At 35.1% G+C, this 22,671-nt stretch carries 24 protein-coding genes; 6 read left to right on the plus strand and 18 right to left on the minus strand.

Annotated elements, in window-relative coordinates; genetic code table 11:
- Positions 1–117: 117 nt before the first annotated feature.
- The 3 genes from QM512_RS03955 (at position 118) to QM512_RS03965 (ending at position 2,048) form a co-directional block, all read left to right on the plus strand.
- Positions 118–987, plus strand: coding sequence for a LysR family transcriptional regulator (locus tag QM512_RS03955; RefSeq protein WP_282806223.1), 870 nt, complete (start codon positions 118–120; stop codon positions 985–987).
- Between the two features lie 208 nt (positions 988–1,195).
- The gene (locus QM512_RS03960; RefSeq protein ID WP_282806224.1) at positions 1,196–1,633 is read left to right on the plus strand and encodes a LytTR family DNA-binding domain-containing protein; all 438 of its coding nucleotides are present in this window, start codon (positions 1,196–1,198) and stop codon (positions 1,631–1,633) included.
- Between the two features lies 1 nt (position 1,634).
- Positions 1,635–2,048 carry a DUF3021 domain-containing protein gene (locus tag QM512_RS03965; protein WP_282806225.1) on the plus strand — a complete coding sequence of 138 codons (414 nt, stop codon included), beginning with the start codon at positions 1,635–1,637 and terminating at the stop codon, positions 2,046–2,048.
- A gap of 159 nt (positions 2,049–2,207) precedes the next feature.
- Here the strand turns inward: QM512_RS03965 and QM512_RS03970 are convergent, their stop codons facing one another.
- The 16 genes from QM512_RS03970 to QM512_RS04045 form a co-directional block, all read right to left on the minus strand.
- On the minus strand, positions 2,208–3,254 hold the full coding sequence (locus QM512_RS03970) for a YeiH family protein (RefSeq protein WP_394358300.1): 1,047 nt from the start codon (positions 3,252–3,254) through the stop codon (positions 2,208–2,210).
- Between the two features lie 180 nt (positions 3,255–3,434).
- The gene (locus QM512_RS03975) at positions 3,435–3,896 is read right to left on the minus strand and encodes a hypothetical protein (protein ID WP_282806227.1); all 462 of its coding nucleotides are present in this window, start codon (positions 3,894–3,896) and stop codon (positions 3,435–3,437) included.
- A gap of 268 nt (positions 3,897–4,164) precedes the next feature.
- A complete protein-coding gene (locus QM512_RS03980; protein WP_282806228.1) occupies positions 4,165–4,728 on the minus strand; it encodes a metal-dependent hydrolase in 564 nt (187 codons plus the stop codon).
- Positions 4,729–4,883: 155 nt separating this feature from the next.
- Positions 4,884–5,486 carry a LysR substrate-binding domain-containing protein gene (locus tag QM512_RS03985; RefSeq protein WP_282806229.1) on the minus strand — a complete coding sequence of 201 codons (603 nt, stop codon included), beginning with the start codon at positions 5,484–5,486 and terminating at the stop codon, positions 4,884–4,886.
- A 59-nt stretch (positions 5,487–5,545) separates the two neighbouring features.
- The gene (locus QM512_RS03990; RefSeq protein WP_282806230.1) at positions 5,546–6,433 is read right to left on the minus strand and encodes an aldose 1-epimerase family protein; all 888 of its coding nucleotides are present in this window, start codon (positions 6,431–6,433) and stop codon (positions 5,546–5,548) included.
- Positions 6,434–6,460: 27 nt separating this feature from the next.
- On the minus strand, positions 6,461–7,855 hold the full coding sequence (gene hslU / locus QM512_RS03995) for an ATP-dependent protease ATPase subunit HslU (protein ID WP_057719287.1): 1,395 nt from the start codon (positions 7,853–7,855) through the stop codon (positions 6,461–6,463).
- Between the two features lie 10 nt (positions 7,856–7,865).
- Positions 7,866–8,390: an ATP-dependent protease subunit HslV gene (hslV, locus tag QM512_RS04000; protein WP_282806231.1), complete on the minus strand. Its 525-nt coding sequence runs from the start codon at positions 8,388–8,390 to the stop codon at positions 7,866–7,868.
- A 4-nt stretch (positions 8,391–8,394) separates the two neighbouring features.
- Positions 8,395–9,318 (minus strand): tyrosine recombinase XerC, encoded by a 924-nt coding sequence (gene xerC / locus QM512_RS04005; protein WP_282806232.1) that lies wholly within the window; start codon positions 9,316–9,318, stop codon positions 8,395–8,397.
- 2 nt (positions 9,319–9,320) lie between these two features.
- Positions 9,321–10,637, minus strand: coding sequence for a methylenetetrahydrofolate--tRNA-(uracil(54)-C(5))-methyltransferase (FADH(2)-oxidizing) TrmFO (gene trmFO, locus QM512_RS04010; protein ID WP_282806233.1), 1,317 nt, complete (start codon positions 10,635–10,637; stop codon positions 9,321–9,323).
- 97 nt (positions 10,638–10,734) lie between these two features.
- Entirely contained in the window at positions 10,735–12,816 is a 2,082-nt protein-coding gene (gene topA, locus QM512_RS04015) for a type I DNA topoisomerase (RefSeq protein WP_282806234.1), read from the minus strand.
- 65 nt (positions 12,817–12,881) lie between these two features.
- Positions 12,882–13,727 carry a DNA-processing protein DprA gene (gene dprA / locus QM512_RS04020; RefSeq protein WP_282806235.1) on the minus strand — a complete coding sequence of 282 codons (846 nt, stop codon included), beginning with the start codon at positions 13,725–13,727 and terminating at the stop codon, positions 12,882–12,884.
- Between the two features lie 51 nt (positions 13,728–13,778).
- Complete coding sequence (locus tag QM512_RS04025) at positions 13,779–14,531, minus strand: ribonuclease HII (RefSeq protein WP_282806236.1); 753 nt, start codon at positions 14,529–14,531, stop codon at positions 13,779–13,781.
- The gene (ylqF, locus tag QM512_RS04030; protein WP_282806237.1) at positions 14,528–15,367 is read right to left on the minus strand and encodes a ribosome biogenesis GTPase YlqF; all 840 of its coding nucleotides are present in this window, start codon (positions 15,365–15,367) and stop codon (positions 14,528–14,530) included. The genes QM512_RS04025 and ylqF overlap by 4 nt, the downstream gene beginning before the upstream one ends.
- 2 nt (positions 15,368–15,369) lie before the next feature.
- Entirely contained in the window at positions 15,370–16,821 is a 1,452-nt protein-coding gene (locus QM512_RS04035; protein ID WP_282806238.1) for a S41 family peptidase, read from the minus strand.
- A gap of 7 nt (positions 16,822–16,828) precedes the next feature.
- Complete coding sequence (locus QM512_RS04040; RefSeq protein WP_282806239.1) at positions 16,829–17,056, minus strand: YozE family protein; 228 nt, start codon at positions 17,054–17,056, stop codon at positions 16,829–16,831.
- Positions 17,056–17,913 (minus strand): DegV family protein, encoded by an 858-nt coding sequence (locus QM512_RS04045; protein WP_282806240.1) that lies wholly within the window; start codon positions 17,911–17,913, stop codon positions 17,056–17,058. Before QM512_RS04045 ends, QM512_RS04040 begins: the two co-directional genes overlap by 1 nt.
- 140 nt (positions 17,914–18,053) lie before the next feature.
- On the opposite strand from QM512_RS04045, the gene trhA reads away from it, so the two are divergent.
- Positions 18,054–18,719: a PAQR family membrane homeostasis protein TrhA gene (gene trhA, locus QM512_RS04050; protein ID WP_282806241.1), complete on the plus strand. Its 666-nt coding sequence runs from the start codon at positions 18,054–18,056 to the stop codon at positions 18,717–18,719.
- A 52-nt stretch (positions 18,720–18,771) separates the two neighbouring features.
- On the opposite strand, the gene QM512_RS04055 is transcribed toward trhA, so the two are convergent.
- Positions 18,772–19,968, minus strand: coding sequence for a CCA tRNA nucleotidyltransferase (locus tag QM512_RS04055; protein ID WP_282806242.1), 1,197 nt, complete (start codon positions 19,966–19,968; stop codon positions 18,772–18,774).
- Between the two features lie 59 nt (positions 19,969–20,027).
- On the opposite strand from QM512_RS04055, the gene QM512_RS04060 reads away from it, so the two are divergent.
- Positions 20,028–20,918 carry a YitT family protein gene (locus tag QM512_RS04060; RefSeq protein ID WP_282806243.1) on the plus strand — a complete coding sequence of 297 codons (891 nt, stop codon included), beginning with the start codon at positions 20,028–20,030 and terminating at the stop codon, positions 20,916–20,918.
- A gap of 275 nt (positions 20,919–21,193) precedes the next feature.
- On the opposite strand, the gene QM512_RS04065 is transcribed toward QM512_RS04060, so the two are convergent.
- The gene (locus QM512_RS04065) at positions 21,194–21,517 is read right to left on the minus strand and encodes a hypothetical protein (protein WP_282806244.1); all 324 of its coding nucleotides are present in this window, start codon (positions 21,515–21,517) and stop codon (positions 21,194–21,196) included.
- A 150-nt stretch (positions 21,518–21,667) separates the two neighbouring features.
- On the opposite strand from QM512_RS04065, the gene QM512_RS04070 reads away from it, so the two are divergent.
- Entirely contained in the window at positions 21,668–22,585 is a 918-nt protein-coding gene (locus tag QM512_RS04070) for a prenyltransferase (protein ID WP_282806245.1), read from the plus strand.
- Positions 22,586–22,671: the final 86 nt, after the last annotated feature.

The raw sequence follows: 22,671 nt of genomic DNA on the forward strand, positions 1-22,671 counted from the left end.
GCCTCCTTCTTTTATATTCAATTTTCATAATTAATTATAGTTAGTCGTCTAATACTTGAAAAATCACAGTTTTTAATGCTAGTATAAATTGAATTTATTGTAACGAGGTACATATAGATGATCGAAAATTACTTATTAGAAGAACTAGTAACCTTCGCAAAGTACGGAACGGTTGCCAAGACAGCAGAAGTTCTTGGATTAACTCAACCAGCCGTTACTCATTCTATGAAAAAGCTTGAGGAAGATTTAGGCGTTACTTTATTCATTAGAAAGCCAAACAGACTCTACTTAAGTGAGACCGGCAAATACACAGCACGTGAAGCAAAAAAGTTAATCGACGATAATCTTGATTTTACTAAACGGGTCAAACAATTTGAAAAAGACCAAACCACGTTAATTGTCGGCATTAATGCACCTGGTCCTGGTATTGTTTTACGATCTTTACATGATAAAAACATTCAAATTGTAAGTGAGTTAGTTGAATCAAATTTTAAAAATTTATTAGCTGAGCACCAAGTGACCTGTCTTTTGCTTAACTTTCCTATTAACGATCGGGATATTGGTTCAACTTACTTAGGGACAGAATCCATGTCTGTTAACTTGCCAGCTAATTGTAATCTCAATCAACATGAGCAACTGTCATTTAAGATGCTCAAGGGGAAGACAATCTTAAGTCCATCGCCAATTGGATTTTGGTCTAAAATTTATCAAGAGAAAATTCCAGATAGCAAAATTATTTTTCAAAATGAATCAAGCGAATACAGTGAGATTCTTCAATACTCTGTTTTACCTTTCTTTACAACAAACTTGACGAGTTTAGATTCTAAGTGGGGACATAATTTGCCTGATAACCGTAGCGTGCGTCCCTTAAAAGACGAAGTAGCACATCAGAAATTCTACGCTTGTTACTTAAAACACAATAAGGATCGAGTTCAACCTTTAATTGAAAAGTTGCAAGATCAGTGGAGTAAATATGATCAAAAGTAAACCTCTAATCAAACAGATCACTCTATAATAATTTCTTTTAGATACATCCTTAAAGTAAAAGCTAGTGCATCAATTAACATACACTAGCTTTTTGTATATTCAAAATTCAACTTTTAAACCGATTAATTTTTAAAATTTACCGATAATTGCAATAGTAAGATATTTTCATGTTTATCAAATATAATTTTTCTTGAAAGGAGCTAAAAAGATGAAATTTAAATTGCTAATTAATCCTCACAAAGAGGAAATAATTCAAGCACAAGTACATCAAAAAAGTATTTTTACTGATAATTTAGAAAAGTTTGTTTTAACAAATGGTAATTCAAATTCAATTATTGCTTACGACGATAAAGATATTATTATTTTGCAACTAGAAGACATTATTATGATCACAATACTTAGTAATAAGGTATTTGCAATTTGCGTAAACAATAAAAAGTACCATCTACGTAAACGTATCTATCAATTAATTAATGAATTGCCAGATAATTTTTGGCGCATTAATAAATCTTCAATTGTTAATCAAATCTATATTGATCGCTTTGAAGAAACTAAGACAGCGGGTGTAAACATTGTTATGAAAAATGGTCTTACAGATTATGCTTCTAGACGTTGTTTCAAAAAAATACGAAAGGAGCTAGATTAAAATGAAAAAATTTATCTTAGATTTTATCAAAAGAGGTCTAATTGCAGCTGGCTTCGGTCCCTTAATCTTAACTATTTTCTATTACGGCTACAATTTTGCGATCGGTTACAATCCAACTTCTGTTTTAGAAATTAACAAAAACATTTTATCTAGTTTACTTTTAGCCTTTATTGCTGGAGGTATCAGTGCTGTATTTAAGATTGAAAAACTATCTCTTGGAATCGCTACTTTAATTGATGCTGTAGTAATTTATCTAGATTATCTATTCTTTTATTTATTTAACAATTGGATTGAAATGAGTTTTATGTCATTAATTATCTTTACACTTTGTTACATAATTGGCTATATTATAATTTGGTTATGTATTTACCACCAAGTTAAAACTCAGATTCAAAAAGTAAACCAAAAGTTATAAATTTAACGAATTTTAATTAAAATATGCTCTAATAATATAAGTAATTATTATATGAAAAAGAGGTACGGAAATTATCCATACCTCTTTTTCATTTTCTTTATCCTATATATCTAAACTAGCAAAAACGCAAAGCAATATTATATTTTATATCTTATCAGTTTAAAAGAATAATTTACTCATGATAATCATAAAAATCATCAAACAAGTTGAACTAATTGCAGCAGCACCAAAGACTGTACCACCACGCTTAAAGATCACATTGAAATTAACAGAAATACCTAAAGCGGCCATTGCCATTCCCAAGAATACGTATGCGGCTTGAACTAAACCATCCAAAACTACTGGTGGAAATGGTAAGAAAGTTCCCAAAATACTAGTTAAAATGAAGCCACCCAAGAACCATGGAATTGGTAATTTTTTAGGTGCTTGTGTATGATCTTGCGCACTTTCCTTAACTAGTCTTCTTTGGTACCAGTAACCTACAATCAAGGCAACCGGTGCTAAAAGCAGAACGCGAGATAGCTTCATAATCAAGGCACTGTCTAAACTAGCTTCACCAAAAGCACTTCCTGCAGCAATAGCGTGGGCAATTTCATGTAGAGAACCCCCAGCTACAATTCCAAATTGTGAATCAGTCAATCCCAGCATTGGCTTAATTACAATTTCTAAAAGCGTAAAGACTGTTCCCATCACGCAAACTACGGCAACTGCAAGAACTTCATTTTCTCTCTTGCGTTCTTCATCGCGGCTCTCAATTTGGGGAGAAACACCCATTACAGCTGCTGCCCCACAGATACCAGTACCGCAAGCAGATAAAACTGCTAATTCATCTTCAGCACCAAATTTTTTACTTAACCAGTAGGTTAAGACGATAGTACCGCTAACGCCCAACATTGCAACTAAGATAGTCTTAATGCCGGCATCAGCTAACTTGGTTAAGTTAAGTCTAAAACCTAGTAAGATAATTCCAAGTCTCAAAAACTTATTAGAAATAAATCCGATTCCGGGTGCTGCTTCTTCTCTAACTCCAACTGGTAAAACTTGTAAAGAAATTCCTAGCAATAGTGCAATTACTAAGGCACCGATTAAGTTAACATATGGTAATTTAGCAAGAAAAATTCCTGCAACAGAACATATTAAAGTCATTACAGCAGCTAGACCAAATGATTTACTTTTAACAATACTTATCAATAAAAATACCTCCATTTTAATTGTCTATTCCAACCCAGGAAAATTTACGGAATATACAATTATGTAATGTTATAAATTGATTCTCTCTAGAAAGTAAAATTCTATAGATATTATATTATCGAATTTTAAGCTAAAAGTAAATTGATATGCTCATAAAATCACAAATATTTTTACTGAAATAAAAAGGATGAAAGCCTAAATCACACTTTCATCCTTCAATTTTGTGATATTATTCATAAAGTCTTTCAGATCAATTACCGTTTCAAAAGTAATAAAAAATAGTAATGCCTTAATCCATGATCGACTAAGCAAGAAAAAGAAAATTATTGCCACTATAATTAAGCCTACAGCCATAAATAAGGCTAAAATTGTCATCTTTGCCCCAAATGCACTTATTATTTCCTTAAAGCTACTTGGTTCATTGTTAACTAATAAATATAAAGCACGATATTGCTTACTATTTCTTATTTTAAAAGAAAGAATTGTAAAAACAGTTGCAACTATAATCATTACTGAGCCAAGTAATCGAAACAGTATATCCATTGGAGCTTGCCTAAAAAGCAAAATACCACCAATAATTAGTAGCACATCGGCGATTAAATTATAACGTAGACGCTTATGTTCTAATTTAGCAAAAATTAATTCATTTGAATCCATAATTCATATCCTTTAATAGTTTCATTATTATCAGTATACTGTCTAAAATAAAAATGACCAAGAGTGATTTTGACTCTTGGTCACTTAATTTCAATCAACGTCCTTTATGAACTGTATCGTTTTCAACTGGAATTAGTTTACTTTTAACATTAATTGCTACATATAAAAGACTCATTAATCCAGCTATTACAAATAATTGGGACATACTCAAGGTCTCCTTTCTTGAAACCTTCCCCCACCGCTTATCTTACAAGGATATGTCTACATTTCAAAACAAAAAGACTTGAGTTGCTGGCGTCAAAGACAGCCAAATCCAGTAAAAAGTCATCATAACTACTGCAACATAAGATATAATGGTTAAAAATTTTTCGAAACAACCACCAACCTTATAATAAATTGGTGACTTTTTCTTTTTCTTATAAAATGGTGCTAGCCATTCTACTCCCTGCTTACTGAAACTATCTTGAACTAAATGTAAAAAGTAACCAATTATCAGTCCAAACCAAATGGCACTCCAATAGTTCTGCGAAGTAAGGTTATTTATCCGAATGGGGATAAACTTATTCATCAGATAATATAAACCACCGGAAAAGATTGCCCAACCAAGAAAAGAATGAGTGATTCCACGGTGTTTAAGGAAAAGACTAAAGTTAATCACTGACTTCTTGCTTGCTGAACTATTATATTCATCAATATCAGGTAAAGAAGCGCCGATTGCAGTTGCAGCTAGAATAATGATGTTATTAACTGGATCAATTAGCAAATGATTAGTTAATAATAAACTTAGTTCAACAATTGCAATACTGCAAATCCGATGCGACCTAGTCAGCACTTCTTTTCACCCTTTCTATAGAACATACATTCTATTGTACCAAACTTAGCACTGGAATGGGAACTTGTATACACCAAGATACAAAAAACGGCCAGCTTTTACACTGGACGTTTTTAAACTACTTAATTCAAGCAACTTAACATAATTATTTTAATTTAATCAATAACTTCTTTTAATATCTTACTAAATTCTGCTACTTGCGAATTCTCTGGCTTAGCAAGCAAAACATATTTTTCACGCATTTGCTTACCATCCCTAAGCAAAAATAACTTCTGCAATTGGTCATCATTGATATGACTTGCTGTTATTTCATTCATTATTAAGTAACCTGACCCAGATTCAACCATCAAAATTGCTTCACCTAAAGTTTCAACTGCAATCAGATCGTTCTCTATTCTTAAGATATCTTTTAGATAATGATATTCACTCTTCTCTTCCGCTACTGTAGCTACCATAATGCAAGGCATATTTCCTAGCTCAGTTAATTCAATAGTTTGTTGATACTTATTAAAATTACCCGCCTGAACTAACGCAAGTAAGGCAATATCACCCACTGAATAGCTTTTAAGTGTCTGATAAATGGTATTTCTAGCATTAACTAAGACTGCATCTACTTTACCATCTTGAATTTTAGGCTCAATCTCATCATAGTTAATTGGTTCTAAATCTACTTTTGCATTTTTATGTAAAGTCTGCCACTTAGCTGCCGCCTGCTCTAATTCATGTCTACCCAAATTCTTTAAATATCCAATTTTCATTTTTTCACCCATATACAAAATAAGACTTTGATCTCTCAACCAAAGTCTTAAATCTTTAATTACTTAGCCTTATCATGGAAGGCAATTGTAAATCCATTCTCCCAAACTTCATTTGGAGCAATGTGATTCATGCCACGCTTGTGCTCTAATTGACCATCACTATCTAAAGTATCAGCAATACCCCACCAAGGTTCAATACAAATGTAATTACCGGACTTAGGATATTGTGACCATAAACCTACAAATGGTGCATTTTCCATCTTCACATTGATATGATATTCACTCTTATCAGTTCTGATCGAAATCTTGTTAGGTTGCTTTAATTCAAAGACCCAAGCATCGTCTTTAAATAATTCATCACTAATTTCAAACATTGAGTCAGTGGCAAGTAGTGAACGATTATCCCAATCAAGATATGGAGCCTTTAATGGGATCTTCACATGGTCAATTGAAGGATCAAACTTGAAGTAATAATCATTCTTCGTCAAACCGTTATCAGTTGGCAAGTTAAAGCCTGGGTGACCACCAATACCAAAGATCATTTCCTTAGTATCAGTATTAGTTACAGTAAAGTGTTCTTCAAGCAAGTTATTAACTAAGCTATAAGAAACTCTTAGCTCAAAATCGAATGGATACATCTTTTTAGTATCTTCATTAGAAGTTAGAAGAAAAACAATGTGCTTATCATCTTGTTCTTCAACAGTAAACTTGGAATCTCTAGCAAAACCATGTTGTCCCATATGATAAGTCTTACCATCATAACTATATTGATCATCTTTTAATCGACCAACTACTGGGAATAAAATTGGTGCATGACGACCCCAGATTTCAGGATCAGCTTGCCACATATATTCACGACCACTGTTTACATCTTTAACGCTTTGAATTTCAGCACCCTTATCAGAAAGCGTTACTGTTAAAAAATTATTTTTTAATTGATAATCCATAATTTAACTTCTCTTTATCTACTAAAATTACAAAATAAATTTTGTTAAGTCTTTATTAATAATTATATCACTCAATTTTTGGTCAACATACTTTTGAGTAATTGTAATTTCACCCATGTTCATATCTGGACCTTCGTAAAGCACATCTTCAAGTAATTTTTCTAAGATAGTAGCTAAACGACGGGCACCGATATTGTCAGTTCCTTGGTTTACTTCAAAGGCAATTTGAGCGATACGATCAATTGCTTCTTGAGTGAAGACCAATTTAATGCCATCAGCCTTAAGAAGTGCAATATATTGCTTCAAAAGTGAGTTTTGAGGATCCTTCAAAATCTTGACAAAATCTTCTTGAGTTAAGGCATTTAATTCAACACGGATTGGAAAACGACCTTGCAATTCTGGAATTAAATCGCTTGGCTTGCTCTCAGCAAAAGCACCCGCTGCAATAAAGAGAATGTGGTCAGTTGATACAGGACCATACTTAGTAGAAACAGTTGATCCTTCAACGATTGGCAAGATATCTCTTTGTACACCCTCACGAGAAACTTCACCAGAAGTCTTCTTGTTACCAGCAGTAATCTTATCAATTTCGTCGATAAAGATAATTCCGTTTTGTTGGGTACGTTCAATAGCGCGTTGATAGAGAGAATCATAGTTAATTAACTTCTTTGACTCTTCTTGAATTAAAACTTCACGTGCATCTGAAACCTTTAAAGTACGCTTAACTGTCTTCTTAGGCATTAAGTCACCCATCAAGCTCGACATATCAATTCCCATTTGGCCCATCATATCGCCCATTGGGTTAACCTTTGGTGCTTGTTCAACTTCAATTGTAACTTCACGATTTTCAAGCAAGCCCTTATTAAGTTGATCAGCTACGCTCAGACGTTCATTACGAATATCATCAGTTACTTCTTCATTGTCTTGTGGCTGATTCATATTGAAGTTACCAGAAAGCATTTGCATCATTTGCTGCATCGAGTTTTCACGGTTTTCACGCTTAATACCTGGCACAATCAATTTAACTAAACGGTTATTAGCCTTTTTAGTTGCTTGAAGCTTAACACGTTCGAATTGGTCTTTTTCTTCCATGCGAACAGCTTCTTCAACTAAATCACGGACCATCGATTCAACATCGCGTCCAACGTAACCCACTTCAGTAAACTTAGTTGCTTCAACCTTTACAAATGGTGCGTCAACAATTTTAGCCAAACGACGGGCAATTTCTGTCTTACCAACACCAGTAGGACCAGCCATTAACATGTTCTTTGGCGTAATATCTTGTTGCATTTGCTTAGGTAGCTGCAAACGACGGTAGCGGTTATATAGAGCTACCGCAACAGATTTTTTAGCTTCGTTTTGGCCAATAATATATTTATCAAGTAATTCTACAATTTGTTTTGGAGTTTTTTCTTCAGTCAAAATATTTCACCTAGATTTCATCAGTAGTAATGTGGTCATCAGTAAAGACATCAATTCCAGAAGCAATCTTAACTGCTTCTTTTGCAATTTCACTTGCGCTCATTCCATTGCTGTGGCGAGTCATTGCAATGGCTGCTGCTTGTGCAAAATTACCACCTGAACCAATAGCTACCACATCTTCATCTGGTTCAAGAACTTCACCATTACCAGAAATTAATAATAGATCCTTATCGTTAAAAGCAATTACCATAGCTTGTAATTTAGCTAAAGTTGGATCCTTTCTCCAGCTTTGTGCCATTTCAACAGCGGCTCTACGTAAGTCACCTGAGTAAGTTTCAAGCTTGCCTTCAAGCATATCTTGCAAGCTCACTGCATCTGCAACACCGCCGGCAAAGCCAATTACTACTTGATCATGGTATATTCTTCTAATTTTTTTAGCAGTTGCTTTAGCGATTACCTTTTCGCCTAAAGTAACTTGACCATCACCTGCGATGGCAGTTTGGTTGTTATATCTAACAGAACAAATTGTTGTCATATTATTATGCCTCGTCTTTCTTATCTTTTCTTGGGAAAAATTTTTGATAATCTGCTTGTAAATGTTTCATCGTAACATGCGTATAAATTTGCGTTGTTGATAAGGACTCATGTCCCAATAATTCTTGGACACTCCGTAGGTCAGCTCCATTATTAAGCATTTCAGTTGCAAAAGAGTGTCTAAGCATATGGGGATGAACCTTTCCACCAACTCCAGCCTTAATGAAGACTTGCTGCATAATATATTCAATTCCGCGACCAGTTAACCTTTGCCCGCGATTATTTAAAAATACATAGCCTAAGTCTTTATTTTGATCAAGCAAAGCCGGCCGGGCAGTATCACGATATTCTTTTAAAGCATCAAATGCATCTTTTCCAAAAGGAACATAGCGATCTTTATTACCCTTCCCATGAACTAAGATAATCTTTAAATCAAAATCAATCTGATCTAGCTTCAAAGATGCCATCTCACTTAAACGCATCCCTGTCGCGTAAAAAAGTTCAAACATTGCGCGATTTCTCACTACCAGCTTGTCATGTCCGACAAGACTATCAAAGACTTGCCGCATCTCTTTTTCATAAAAGAACTGTGGTAGTCTCTTCTCGCCCAATCTCAAACTAATCGTCTGCATGGGATCAATTTCTAATACTTCTCGCTTAACGAGAAAGCGATAAAAAGATCTCAAGCTCGACATCTTACGTGCCTGGGTTGTTCTGGACCTCTTTTGACTAGCTAAACTTTGTAAAAAAATTTCGACATCGCGACTTTTAACTTGGCCCCAGCCGCTAAAGCCTCCATTTTCTTTAAAAAATTGCTTAGCTTCATCTAAGTCATTTAAGTAAGAGCTTACAGTATTTTTACTATAATTGCGTTCATAGTTCAAGTAATCCTGAAATTGTTTGATTAATTTATCATTTTCTTTAGACATTATTAATCAAGCTTCTTTTCTTCCTTAAATGCTTCAAGATCTTTCAATGCTCGCTTAGAAATTTCCAAGTGTCTTTCTTGCTTATTTCTAACCTTGTAATCTAATTTTGGTAAAAGAGCATAAGATGCATTCATTGGTTGGAAGTGCTTAGCACTAGTAGTTGTAATATAGTGGGCCATTGAACCTAAGGCTGTTGACTTCGGAAAGACTAATGTTTCTTCACCTAAAGCCTCTCTAGCTGCATTAATCCCAGCAACTAACCCAGATCCTGCACTTTCAACATAACCTTCAACGCCAGTCATTTGTCCAGCAAAAAATAAACCAGGTTGTTTTCTAGCTTCATAGTTTGCATTTAAAACTTCCGGACTAGCAATGTAAGTATTGCGGTGCATCTTGCCGTAGCGTACGAATTTTGCGTTTTCAAGACCTGGAATCATTGAAAAGACTCTCTTTTGCTCGCCATATTTCAGGTGGGTTTGGAAACCAACGATATTGTACATCGTGCTTGCTGCATTGTCTTGACGCAATTGCACAACTGCATATGGAGTTTTTCCTGTCTTAGGATCCTCTAAACCAACCGGCTTAAGTGGGCCAAAGAGCATAGTTTTTTCTCCTCTTTTAGCCATAACTTCAATTGGCATGCAGCCTTCAAAGACATTTTTATCTTCAAAACCATGCAAAGTAGCTGTTTCTGCCCCGACTAAGTTTTTATAGAAATTATAGAATTCTTCCTTAGTCATTGGGCAGTTTAAGTAAGCAGCTTCACCTTTGTCATAGCGAGATTTTTTATAAACAATGTCACGATCAATTGAGCTTGCAGCAACAATTGGCGCAGCCGCATCAAAGAAATGAAGTGAATCAGTGCCACAAAATTCTTTGATTTGCTCAGCCAAAGTATCGGATGTTAACGGACCAGTTGCAATAATTGTAATGCCCTCTTTTGGTATCTCAGTAATTTCTTCTTCGTGAACATGCACATTTGGCAAGTCTTTTAAGGTCTGAGTTACTACCGAGCTGAACTTATCTCTATCAACTGCTAACGCTCCACCAGCAGGAACTGCTGTCTCATCAGCTGCCTTCATAATTAAAGAATCAAGCTGACGCATCTCTTCTTTTAATAAACCAACGGCGTTTGAAAGTTGGTTAGATCTCATTGAATTAGTACATACTAATTCCGCAAAATTTGCAGTTTCATGAGCAGGCGTATTCTTCTTTGGTCGCATTTCATATAAATTTACTTCGATGCCACGTTTAGCTAATTGCCATGCAGCTTCACTTCCTGCAAGACCTCCGCCAATTACGGTTACATTCTTTACCATGTAATCTTTCCTTTCTGCTCGACTCTTTCAAGTCTATATAAAAATGATATCATTAAACCGCTTTCGTTTTAATGATATCATTGATTTTTATAATAATTTAATTTTCTTCTGGCTCTTCACGATAATCGCCGTTTGGACAAAGAATGACTAAGCCCTTCTTATTCTTCTTTTGAACTAAAAAATGACCATCATTTGGACAATTACGACCAATTGGTTGATCCCAAGATACAAAGTCACAATCTGGATAGCGAGAACAACCATAGAACTTACGATTACGCTTAGACTTCTTTTCGATAACTTCGCCTTTGCCACACTTAGGACAAGTTACGCCGACCTTTTTAACAATTGGCTTAGTATTACGGCAGTCTGGGAAACGTGAGCAGGCATAGAACTTACCATAGCGGCCCATCTTGATAACCATTGGTGCCCCACAAATATCGCAATTAAAACCAGCTGGTTCATCTTTAATTTGAACCTTTTCAATTTGTTGATCAGCCTTAGCTAATTCTTTAGAAAATGGCTTGTAGTATTCATCTACTACCTTAATCCAGTTCTTCTTTCCTACTTCAACGCCATCAAGATCGTTTTCAAGTTGAGCAGTGAAATCAACATTAACAATATCTGGAAAGAATTCCTCAATTAACTTGTCAACAATTTCACCTAACTCAGTTGGTACAATTGATCTACCTTCAAGTTTTACATAGTAACGTTTTTGAATCGTATCAATTGTTGGCGCATAAGTTGATGGACGACCAACACCGTTTTCTTCAAGTGCTCGAACCAAGCTAGCTTCAGTATATCTTGCTGGTGGTTGAGTAAAGTGCTGACGATCATCAGTCTTTTTAAGCTTAACCTTATCGCCTTCATTTAATTCAGGCAATTCATTGCTCTTTTCTTTTTGATTATCGTAAACTTTGGTAAAACCAGCAAACTTAAGTTTTGAACCAGTTGTTCTAAAGGTTACATCATTTTGTTCAATATCAGCTCTTACTGTATCGTAAACAGCTGGTGTCATTTGACTGGCAATAAATCTTGACCAAATCAAAGTGTAGAGACGATATTCTTCAGTTGTTAAATATTCTTTGACTGAAGCTGGCGTTCTGAAAGCTGAAGTTGGACGAATTGCTTCGTGCGCATCTTGAGCATCAGCATCATTTTTAAAATGTTGCGGCTTAATTGCAGCGTAATTTTCGCCATATTCTTCATGGATGAATTTTGAAGCTTCATGCTTAGCAACATTAGCAATACGCTTAGAATCAGTACGCATATAAGTAATTAAACCGACCGATCCTTTACCAAGGTTAACACCTTCATAAAGAGATTGAGCAATTCTCATTGTTCGACGAGTACGATAGCCTAAACGTTTGTTAGCTTCTTGTTGCATAGTGGAAGTAGTAAATGGAGCTGCAGGCTGACGTCTTCTTTCCTTTTTGACTACCTTTGTAACTTCAAAGTTCTTCCGCTTATCAATGCGTTTTAAAACATCCTGAACTGCTTCATTATCTGGCAATTCTTGCTTTTTACCTTTAATGCCATAAAAGGCACCCTTGAACTTTTCCTTGCCTTTTTCAAAATCAGCATCAATTGTCCAATATTCTTCTGGCTTAAAGTTTTTAATTTCGTTTTCGCGATCAATTACTAACTTCAAGGCAATTGACTGAACACGTCCAGCAGACAAGCCTTTCTTAACCTTTTGCCACAAAATTGGACTGATTGAATAACCAACCAAACGATCAAGAACACGACGTGCTTGTTGAGCATCAACGATATCCATATCAATTGTTCGTGGATTCTTAAAGGCATTTTTAACAGCGTCTTTAGTAATTTCATTAAAGGCAACTCGGTTATGCTCTTTAGGATCTAAGTTCAAAGCATGCGCAACATGCCAAGCAATAGCTTCTCCTTCACGATCGGGGTCGGAAGCAAGATAAACGTATTTAGCCTTTTTAGCTTCACTTTTTAATTCTTTAATCGTATCGCCTTTTCCACGAATGGAAATATATTTTGGTTGATAATCATGGTCTACATCAACTCCCATTTGGGACTTGGGTAAATCACGAATATGACCTTTTGAAGCGATAACATGATAATTTCTACCTAAATATTTTTCAATTGTCTTAGCCTTGTGAGGCGATTCGACAATAACTAAATTCTTTTTATTTTTTCGTTTAGTAGGCATAAAATGCCCCTTCCTTGCACAATTTCTACCAAATTCTAAAATACCAAAAATTTCACTCTTGTCAACTAAAGTAAGTTTTTAAAGTCAGCATTAACTAGTGGATAAGCACCTGCTGCAATCAACTCATTAGGCCCTTCAGATAAGGGACTAGAAACAGGGCCAGGAACTGCAAAAATATTTCGATTTTCTTCTAAAGCAATATTTGCAGTTATTAAAGAGCCTGATCTTTTTCTGGCTTCAGTGACAATAATATTTTTACTTAATCCCGCAAGGATACGGTTTCGTTCAGGGAATCTATAAGGACGCGGCGGAGTATCTGGCAAATATTCGCTAATTAATAAGCCATTAGCCACAATTTCTTCTTGCAATTTCCTATTTTCTTGCGGATAGAAATGATTAAGTCCATTCCCAACCACAGCAATTGTCTTACCATGGTTATTTAACGTTTCTCGATGAGTAATTCCATCAACTCCACGCGCTAACCCACTAGCAATGACAAAATCCTGCTCTATTAGCTGCGGAATTAACTGTTTCAAAACAAAGCGGCTATAGCTTGTGGGCTGTCTTGCGCCAACTCTAGTCGTAATTTCTTTTTTAAGCAAGGATAAATCTCCCCTAGTAAAAAGAATTGTCGGCGCATTATACATCTCACGGAGTTTGCCTGGATAAATCGAATCAAAGATAGTAACTACATCGCACTGTAATTCGATTCTCTCAATCCAAAAATTAAATTTATCATTTTTCATTGCAGCTAATACAAGATTTTTGATATTTGATTTTAATTGTAAACTTTCTATTTTGTCAACTGTTATTTCTTCGCTAGCAGTGAAATTTTCTACAATTTTTCCTAAAGTTGTAATTCCGATACCTTTTTGCAACTTTAGTCTCAAACAAAATTCTTTTAAATTCATAAAATAAAACCTCCACTATCAAGTACGCAAAAGTGAAGGTTTATTTTTTATTTATTTTTCGTATTCGCTAACTGGAGCAAAAGATCGACGGTGAATTGGGGTTGGACCATACTTTTTCAAAGCTTCCATGTGTTCGCGCGTTCCGTATCCTGCATTATGTTTAAAGTCATATTCTGGGTAAACTTCACCATAAGCATCCATTAAATTATCACGAAACACCTTGGCTACGATACTAGCAGCGGCAATTGAATTAGACTTAGCATCCCCATGAATTAATTTAACTTGCGGAATATTTAAAGGCACATTCATCGCATCAACTAATAAAGCATCTGGCTTAACTTTTAAGCCTTGAACTGCATGCGCCATTGCCACGCGATCTGCTTCATAAATATTGATTCTATCGATCACGTCATTATTAGCTAATCCGACGCTAACGCTGACAGCTTTTTCTAATATTTTTGGAAAAAGTGCCTGTCTTTTCTTAGGAGAAAGTTTCTTTGAGTCATTAACATCAATTAAATCAAAATCGTGTGGCAAAATAACTGCCGCAGTAACTACAGGACCAGCTAGTGGTCCTCTGCCTACTTCATCTACTCCAGCGACAAGCTGATTTTTTTGCCAAAATTCCTGTTCATAAGAAAAACGATTTTGAAACTGAGCACGAGCTTGTGCAAGCTTAGCCTGTCTTTTTTCGTAGCTAATTAAGAGCTTTTGGACGCCTTTTCTTTCGTCAGCTTTTAATTCATCTAGTTGTTTGTCACTTACTTCTCCTTGAAGTAAGTTTTTTATTTCAGTAATGGTCATCGAAGATCAAACGTAATCCTTCCCAGTTTTCCTTTACGTAAGCGTTGAAGCATAAAGAGTGAAAACTTGTCGTAGTCATCTCTCATACCATATTTATTAGTCATAGCTAACAATAAGTCTGGATTAGACATATTTTCAAGTTCTTCACTACTTGCTTGCGCAAATTTAGCCAGATCTTTTTCATAATTTTGCTTCAAAAATTCAATTACAAATAAGGCTACATCATCTGGATGAAAAATATCAGCCTTAATTGCTCCACAGGCAGCAAGCTTATAACCTACTTCTTGATCGGAAAACTTTGGCCATAAAATTCCTGGCGTGTCTAATATTTGAACATTTGTCTTGGTCTTTAACCAACTTTGACCACGAGTGACGCCTGGCTTATCACCAACAATTGCGGCATTTCTCCCAACCATTCGATTAATGATTGTTGATTTTCCGCAGTTTGGAATACCAGCAATAGCTACTCGAATCATTGGGTTTGATGCACCCTTAGCAATTAACTTATCGGTCTTTTCCTTGCCAGCTAACTTAATAATCTTAAATAGACTAGTCATATTCGTATTATGCTGAGCATCCATCGAGATTACAAAATTACCCTCGTCTTGATAATAACGAGTCCATTTTTTAGTCTGAATTGGATCGGCTAGATCAGACTTATTCAAAATAATAATATGAGGTTTCTTCTTCGTTAATTGTCCAATCATTGGATTACGAGAAGAAACTGGTAAACGTGCATCTAACACTTCAATTAAAACATCAATTAAGTCTAAATTATCTTCAAGTTGATTTTTAGCCTTATTCATATGTCCTGGATACCATTGAATAGTTGCCATTTTTAGTCCTCCATATCCTTTAGATTTAAACTCAATGCTTTCTTTAAAGCAGGATTGTCATCTTGCAATTTTTGAGCAACTGCTAAATAAAGTTGAGCTTGTACTTGCCCATTTACTATACCATCAGCTGTCAAGCCGTGAGACTTTTGGAACTCAATTACTGCATTCTTTGTTTCATCATCGAATACACCAGTAACATGCTTTGGCATATACCCCAGAGCAGTCAAATACTGCTGCAATGTAGCTACATCAACGCCAGTCATATCTTTCTTCAAAATACTCATACTTTGGAATTGCGGCAATTTCGCCAAAGAAGATTCTGGAACTGGATACGTTGGTTTTATACCTTTTTGGTTAATCCAAGTACCATTTGGAGTAAGCCATTTGGCAACTGTATACTTATACTCTGAATCTTCAGTTTGACCAACTTGTTGCACTGTTCCCTTACCGTAACTTGTTTGTCCCACTGAAACTGCACGATGGTTTTGAACTAGAGCAGCTGTAAAAATCTCGCTTGCACTTGCAGTATTTGCGTTAATTAAGATAATTGGTTTTAGGGATGTATGGAAACCACCAGAAAGTTTTTTATCAGAACGAATCACTTCTTTTTGAGTGCGATCCTTATACTGCATAATAACCTTGTTGTTTGGCAAGAAATAAGATGCTGACTTCAAAGCCGCATTCATCTCGCCGCCTGGATTATCCTGCAAGTCAATAATTAACTTAGGGTACTTCTTAGTATCGATTGACTTTAAAGCAGTCTTCAAATCTTTAGCAGTATTTACATCAAACTGCGTAATTGTAATAATTGTCGCATTATCTTCTGTTCGCTTTGTTAAGCTAGATTGAGAAATTTTAGCCCGCGTTAAAGTAACATTAAAGGTTGAATTAGCACGCTTAAGTTTCAATGTCACCTTTGTTCCAATTTTTCCTCTAACTAAAGAAGCGACTTTAGCAAATTGAGCTGCACTAACTTTTTTATTGTCAACGGCCACAATTTCATCGCCGGGCTTAATAGTACTTTTTGAAGCTGGAGAATTAGCAACAATCGAGTCCACAACAACTTTATTATTGCGTACTGCCATCTGAATACCAACTCCACCAAAACTTGAACCTTCTAAGATATTATTAACCTGTTCTTGATTTACTCCACTTAAGCCTTCTGAAAAAGGATCATTAAGACTATTAAGCATCCCACTAATTGCCCCTTGGCGCAATGTTTGCGGTGAAACTTTTTTATAATATGAACCTTGTAATTGCTCATACACTTTTTCAACTTGATAAAAAGGCGACTTTAATTCCTTAACTTCCATTAATCCAAAGGTCAAACCTGCACCAATTGCCGCACCAGCTATACCGGTTAACAAAAATTGAGCATATTTGGGAAGATGCTTCTTTTTACGCTTTGAAGTTTCTTTATTTTGATGAGAATTATTGGGTTCTACTTCTGCCATATTAGCCTCAGTTCATATTGTCTAAATATAATTGATATGCCTTGTCAAAAACACTCATGCTTGGCAAATAGCCAGCATTTAGTTCTAAATATTCTGATAGCTTTTCATAATTTTCTTCTTGTTTTGGAAAAGAACTATCATGTTGCGCATTATTAGCAAATTGAGCAATATCATCTACGGATCCTGGATCTCTTTGCGTCATCAAAAAGCGATAAAAACTTTCACGATAGGCCATTAGTATTCCTCCATTGTATAGAAGACTGCATATGCACCGCTACCTGCGTGAGTTGCAATAATTGGACTGGTCACACGGGCCAAGACCTTAATATCTGGATTGATTTCTTTGATCTTTTCAGTCCAAACCTTCATATCTTCAGGAGTATCGACATAAGAAATTGCTACTTCTTTAATCTCATGCTTGTGTTCTTCGATGTCCTTCAAAATATGCTTGTCGCAGTTTCTAGAAAATTTCTTACCGCGTCCCTTTTTCGCAACCTTTAAATTACCACCAGGCATCTGCAATTCAATTCTAATATTTAATAAGGTAGCAATCTTACCAGCAAGTGGCCCCAGACGACCACCCTTTATTAAATTATCAAGATTTACAACCATCATATAAAGCTTTTGCTTTTCCTTAAGTTTTTCAACATGGTCAACAATTTCTTCAAGGCTCTTGCCCTCTTGAGCGTCCTTAGCTGCAGCTAATACTTGATATGCCTCTGCTCGATCAGTTAATTCAGAATCAATGAAAGTTACTTCTTTACTCTTACCAATCAAGTCAGCAGCTTGTCTTGCAGCTTCAATCGTTCCACTTAAAGAGCGGGCAAGAAAAATACCTACAACTTGACTACCATCAGCAGTTAAGTCTTTGAATACTTTTTCAAAAATTCCGATTGATGGTTGACTGGTCTTAGGTAATTCTTTTGATTCATCCATCTTTTTCACAAATTCTTCGCGGCTAATGTCGACGCCATCTGTGTAAGTCTGACCATCAATGGTAATGGTTAATGGAACCACAGTAATGTCATATTTATCAATTTCTTCAGGAGTTAATTGAACTGAGGAATCAGTTACTACTTTAATCTTAGCCATTCTAGCTCCTATCCCCTATTCTTCTTTAATTATTATTCTATGTTAGAATTTATTAAGTACAATCTCAAGTATATCAAAAATATAAAAATGAGTTAAAATTTATTAAATAGATTATAAAGTATATAAGGCGGAATCAATGAATGTCTTTTAAACAATTGTGGCAAGAGCCAAAAGATCGCTCAAAAACATACAACATTTTAAATAATATTTTTAGTGCAATTACTCACGGCATTGGCTTTGGCCTAGCAATCGCTGGCTTAGTCGTTTTAATCGTTAAAGCTGCTCGCACGGGAAGCGCCTTAAGAGTAACAGCATTTACGCTCTACGGCTCTAGTTTGATTATTCTATATCTTTTTTCAACGCTCTACCATAGTTTGATTTTTACAAGAGCTAGAAGAGTTTTTCAGGTATTTGATCATTCCTCGATTTTTATTTTAATTACTGGAACTTATACACCCTATACTTTGGTTGCAATTGGCGGGGCCAAAGGTTGGATAATGTTTGGAATTATCTTAGCTTTAGCAATTTTCGGCATCTTGTTTTACATCTTTAATCAAGGAAAGCATATTGTTTTAGATACGATTCTGTATGTATTAATGGGATGGATCGTAATTATTGCTTCTAGCACTCTTTATCCAGTTCTGGGACCAACTGGTTTTTGGCTCTTAGTTTGGGGCGGGATCGCCTATACAGTTGGCGCCATCTTATTCTCAATGCGCGGAGTTCCTTACATTCATGTAATTTGGCACATGTTTGTTTTATTGGGTTCGATCTTGATGTATTTTTCAATTTTACTTTACGTTTAAAAAAGGCAAGTAGTGATTTTATCTCACTACTCGCCTTTTTTGTTAGCTATTATTAATTATTTAAAGAAAGAAATTCGGTAATTGCCGCTTGGTTATTACTAATCATTCCTTCAAGAACTGCTTTTTTAATTTCTTCTAATAAAAGTCCAACTCTAGGTCCAGCTGGAATTCCATTTTTTAATAAAAAGTGTCCATCAACTACTAGGTCATGATTATTCTTAATTGGAAGAGCTTCATAGCGGTCTACTAAAGCACTACCATTAATTGGCTGTCCTAAAATATGAGCTAGGTCAATAGTCGAAACAATAGTTTCTAAGCCTGCTTTGAACAAGTCGTAATTATTTGGAGCACGTGAACTAATTAAGTCAAAGAATGCCACGATGTCAGCAACTTCTCGCTCCATTGCATTAGAGTTTTTCCACATTCTCATGAAATGAGGGATCTTCTCATTTGGCAATTTTAGTAAAATAATCATTAAAGCCCATAGATTAGCTTCATTAGTAGGACTAAAATTAAGTTGAGGATAGAGAGACAAGTTCTCTTTTTTACCTTTAAAACCTGGAACCTCTTCTGATAAACCAGTATCTAAGAACACCTGGAAGGCCTTTTGACTACCAGGTGCAATTCCCATCTTTACAAATTCATCACGAATACGTTCAACAGAAATCTTGCTAAGCAATTCATGGTTGTCACTAATTGCTTGTTCAGTTTCTGGCTCAAGTGTAAATTGCAACTGACTCATAAAGCGAACTGCACGCATCATTCTTAAAGCATCTTCATGAAAACGATTTTCGGCCTTACCAACTGCGCGAATAAGATGCTTTTCTAAGTCGCCTAAGCCATCAAAGTGGTCAATGATATTACCATCAACGTCCATTGCCAAAGCGTTAATTGTGAAGTCTCTTCTCTTCAAATCTTCTGACAGATTTTGTACAAAGGTCACATGATCGGGTCTGCGGAAGTCTTGGTAACCAGATTCAGTCCTGAAAGTTGTAATTTCATAGCTTTCATCATTATACAGAACTGTCACAGTCCCATGCTTGATTCCTGTATCAATTGTCTTTTTAAAAATTTGTTTAACTTCTGCTGGATAAGCACTTGTTGCAATGTCAACATCATGAATATGACGCTTCAAGAGCAAGTCTCTAACACTTCCTCCGACAAAATAAGCTTCATATCCCGCTTCATTAATTTGTTTCAAAACTGGAAGCGCAGCGGTAAAAACTTCCGGTAAATTAGTGATTTTCATATATTCCCTATTCCCCTTAATTATTTCTTCGTTTGCAATATAAGAAAGAAGGAAGTAACATGACTAAGATTTTCAATAAACAACTCTTCAAACAATTATTTTTCATAACTCTTGGGTGTAGTATTTATGCTTTTAGCTTAGATGCCATCAGCATCCCTAATAAACTAGCTGATGGTGGAATAAGTGGTATTGCGCTTTTACTTAGATATTGGTTCCATATCAATCCTGGTCTATCAACGTTACTTCTAAATATCCCTTTAATTATAATCGGATATCGTTTTATGGGCAAACGGCTGCTTGCTCTGACCATTTGGGGTACGCTTTGTCTATCCTTCTTTTTATCATTTTGGTTGCACATTCCTATTATAAACCAATTAGATTTAGAACATGATCTTTTTATTGCCGGTGTCTTAGCTGGTCTGTTTTCTGGCTTTGGAATTGGTATTGTCTTTAAATATGGTGGAACGACCGGTGGAACTGATATCATTGCAAGAATCTTAGACTTAAAATTAGGTATTCCTGTTGGTAAAACACTTCTTGCGCTTGATGCCTTTGTTCTAACAATCTCACTATCTTACTTAGACATTAAACATATGATTTATACCTTACTTGCTAGCTTTGTATTATCTCGGATCACAGATTCGATTCAAGCCGGTTCTTATGCTGCACGCGGATTGTTTATTATTTCAAATAAGTATGAAAAAATTGCCAAGATGATTGATATACAACTAGACCGCGGCTATACATTCTTAGATGCCGAAGGTGGTTATGATCGCTCTGCTAAAAAGATTATTTATTGCGTAGTATCCCCTCGAGAAATTAGTCAAGTAAAAGATTTAATCTTGCGTGAAGATCCTAATGCCTTTGTTTCCGTAGTTGATGTTCACGAAGCATTAGGTCAAGGCTTTACCTACGAAAGAAAAAAGAGACATATTTTCTTTAGAAGATAGTAGTTAAGAAGAAACTAGTCGTTGTGGTTAGTTTCTTTTTTTGTAAGCATAAGTTCATGCATAGCATCCATTGGAAAAAACAATGAATTATCTTCAAAAATTGGCTGATCAAATTTTTCGCTGCTATGGATATAAGCAAGGTGTTTTTCTACATTCTTTCTATACTCAATCGCGTCTTTATAAATGATTTCAAAGTATAATTTATTAACTAAGGTATCATTTATATCATAATAAGCAGCTAATCCATTGTCTCTAAAAGCTGTTCTATTACTTGATCACTCTTCGTTTGATTCTATATGAATTCCAATGCTCCATGCTCTATCTTTCCAATACCATATTGCTTGTTCAAACCATTCATCTTCATTGGTCTCATTAAAAGCTTGGCTTATATTTTGATCATTCTTTAAACAGAGATAATTATAGTGAAAAGATTTGGAAAAATGAGGCAAAAGCATTATTGCTTGTTCCATTATGTATTGAGGTTCTTCATCAATAAGTTTTTTATTTTCTTTCTTAGTAACATCTATCGTCTCAAAATCTATTTTTTCTTGATCTGCTTCAAGCCAAAAGTTTATCCCACTTAAATTTAGATTTTTCATATTATTCCTTTCGACATTATATTTAAAATATCTTCATTAGTTTGGAGTTAACTCCAAACTTTTATTTATCAAATATAGCGCCCTATTTTACATCAATTAAAAAACGAGTATTATAAATTAAGGATTTTATTTATAATATGGAGGAAAATAATGGAAAATAAGATTACTTGGGCAGCCTTCTACGAACTATCAGAAATTTATATTGCACCTTTAAATCTAATTTGGTTTTTATTTGCCAGTGCAATTGCCTATCAAGACTTTCACTATCTAAACATTATCAATATTTTACTTTGTTTCTTAGATGTATTTTTATTTGATCTAGCAGTTAATATTGCAGATGACTATTTTGATTATTTGCACGGTAAAGATCCACATTTTTTAACTGTTACTAGTACTATTGGTCGAATGAAACTTTCACTACCGGCAGTTAAAAAATTAATGGTCATTATGTACGTTGTTTCATCTATTCCAGGTCTAATTTTAGTATACCGAACTAACTATATCGTTTTGATACTAGGGATGATTGGCTATTTCTTCGGGATCTTTTATACTGCTGGTCCTAAGCCGCTTAATGCAACCAAATTTTGTGAATTAATTGTTAGTGGGATGATTTCAGTTTTTATTATTGAAGTCGGCGTGTATGTTGCCATTTGCGGACAATACACTTTTACCTGGACCACTTTCTTAACTACCCTACTTAAGTGTTTACCAATATTCTTCTTATTTTTTGCCACGCAACTAGCTAATAATACATGTGATTTACAAGAGGATATCACAAATGGTAGACGGACATTTGCCAGTTATCTTGGAACCCAAAAATCTGTTTATTTACTGAAGATCCTTACGATCCTGGCCTTTATTACTCCGATTCTTTTAGCAGCTATAAACCAAATTAGGTGGCTTAATACCCTAGTTGTGCTCATAACACCATTTTTATGGAAAAATTTACAGACTTTCTTCAATAATCCAGACAAACACAAAACCTATATGATCTTCATCAAAAACGAGTCACTATACTTCACAATTTATATTGGTCTATTTTTCATTTTGGCCTTAATAAAAAGATAGCAAAAAACGGCTCTATAAAAAATCCTGTTGATGGATATCTATGATATTCTATCGACAGGATTTTTTATTGCATAAATAAAGAGGCA

The organism is Lactobacillus isalae, from assembly GCF_947539375.1.
Lineage (GTDB): Bacteria > Bacillota > Bacilli > Lactobacillales > Lactobacillaceae > Lactobacillus > Lactobacillus isalae.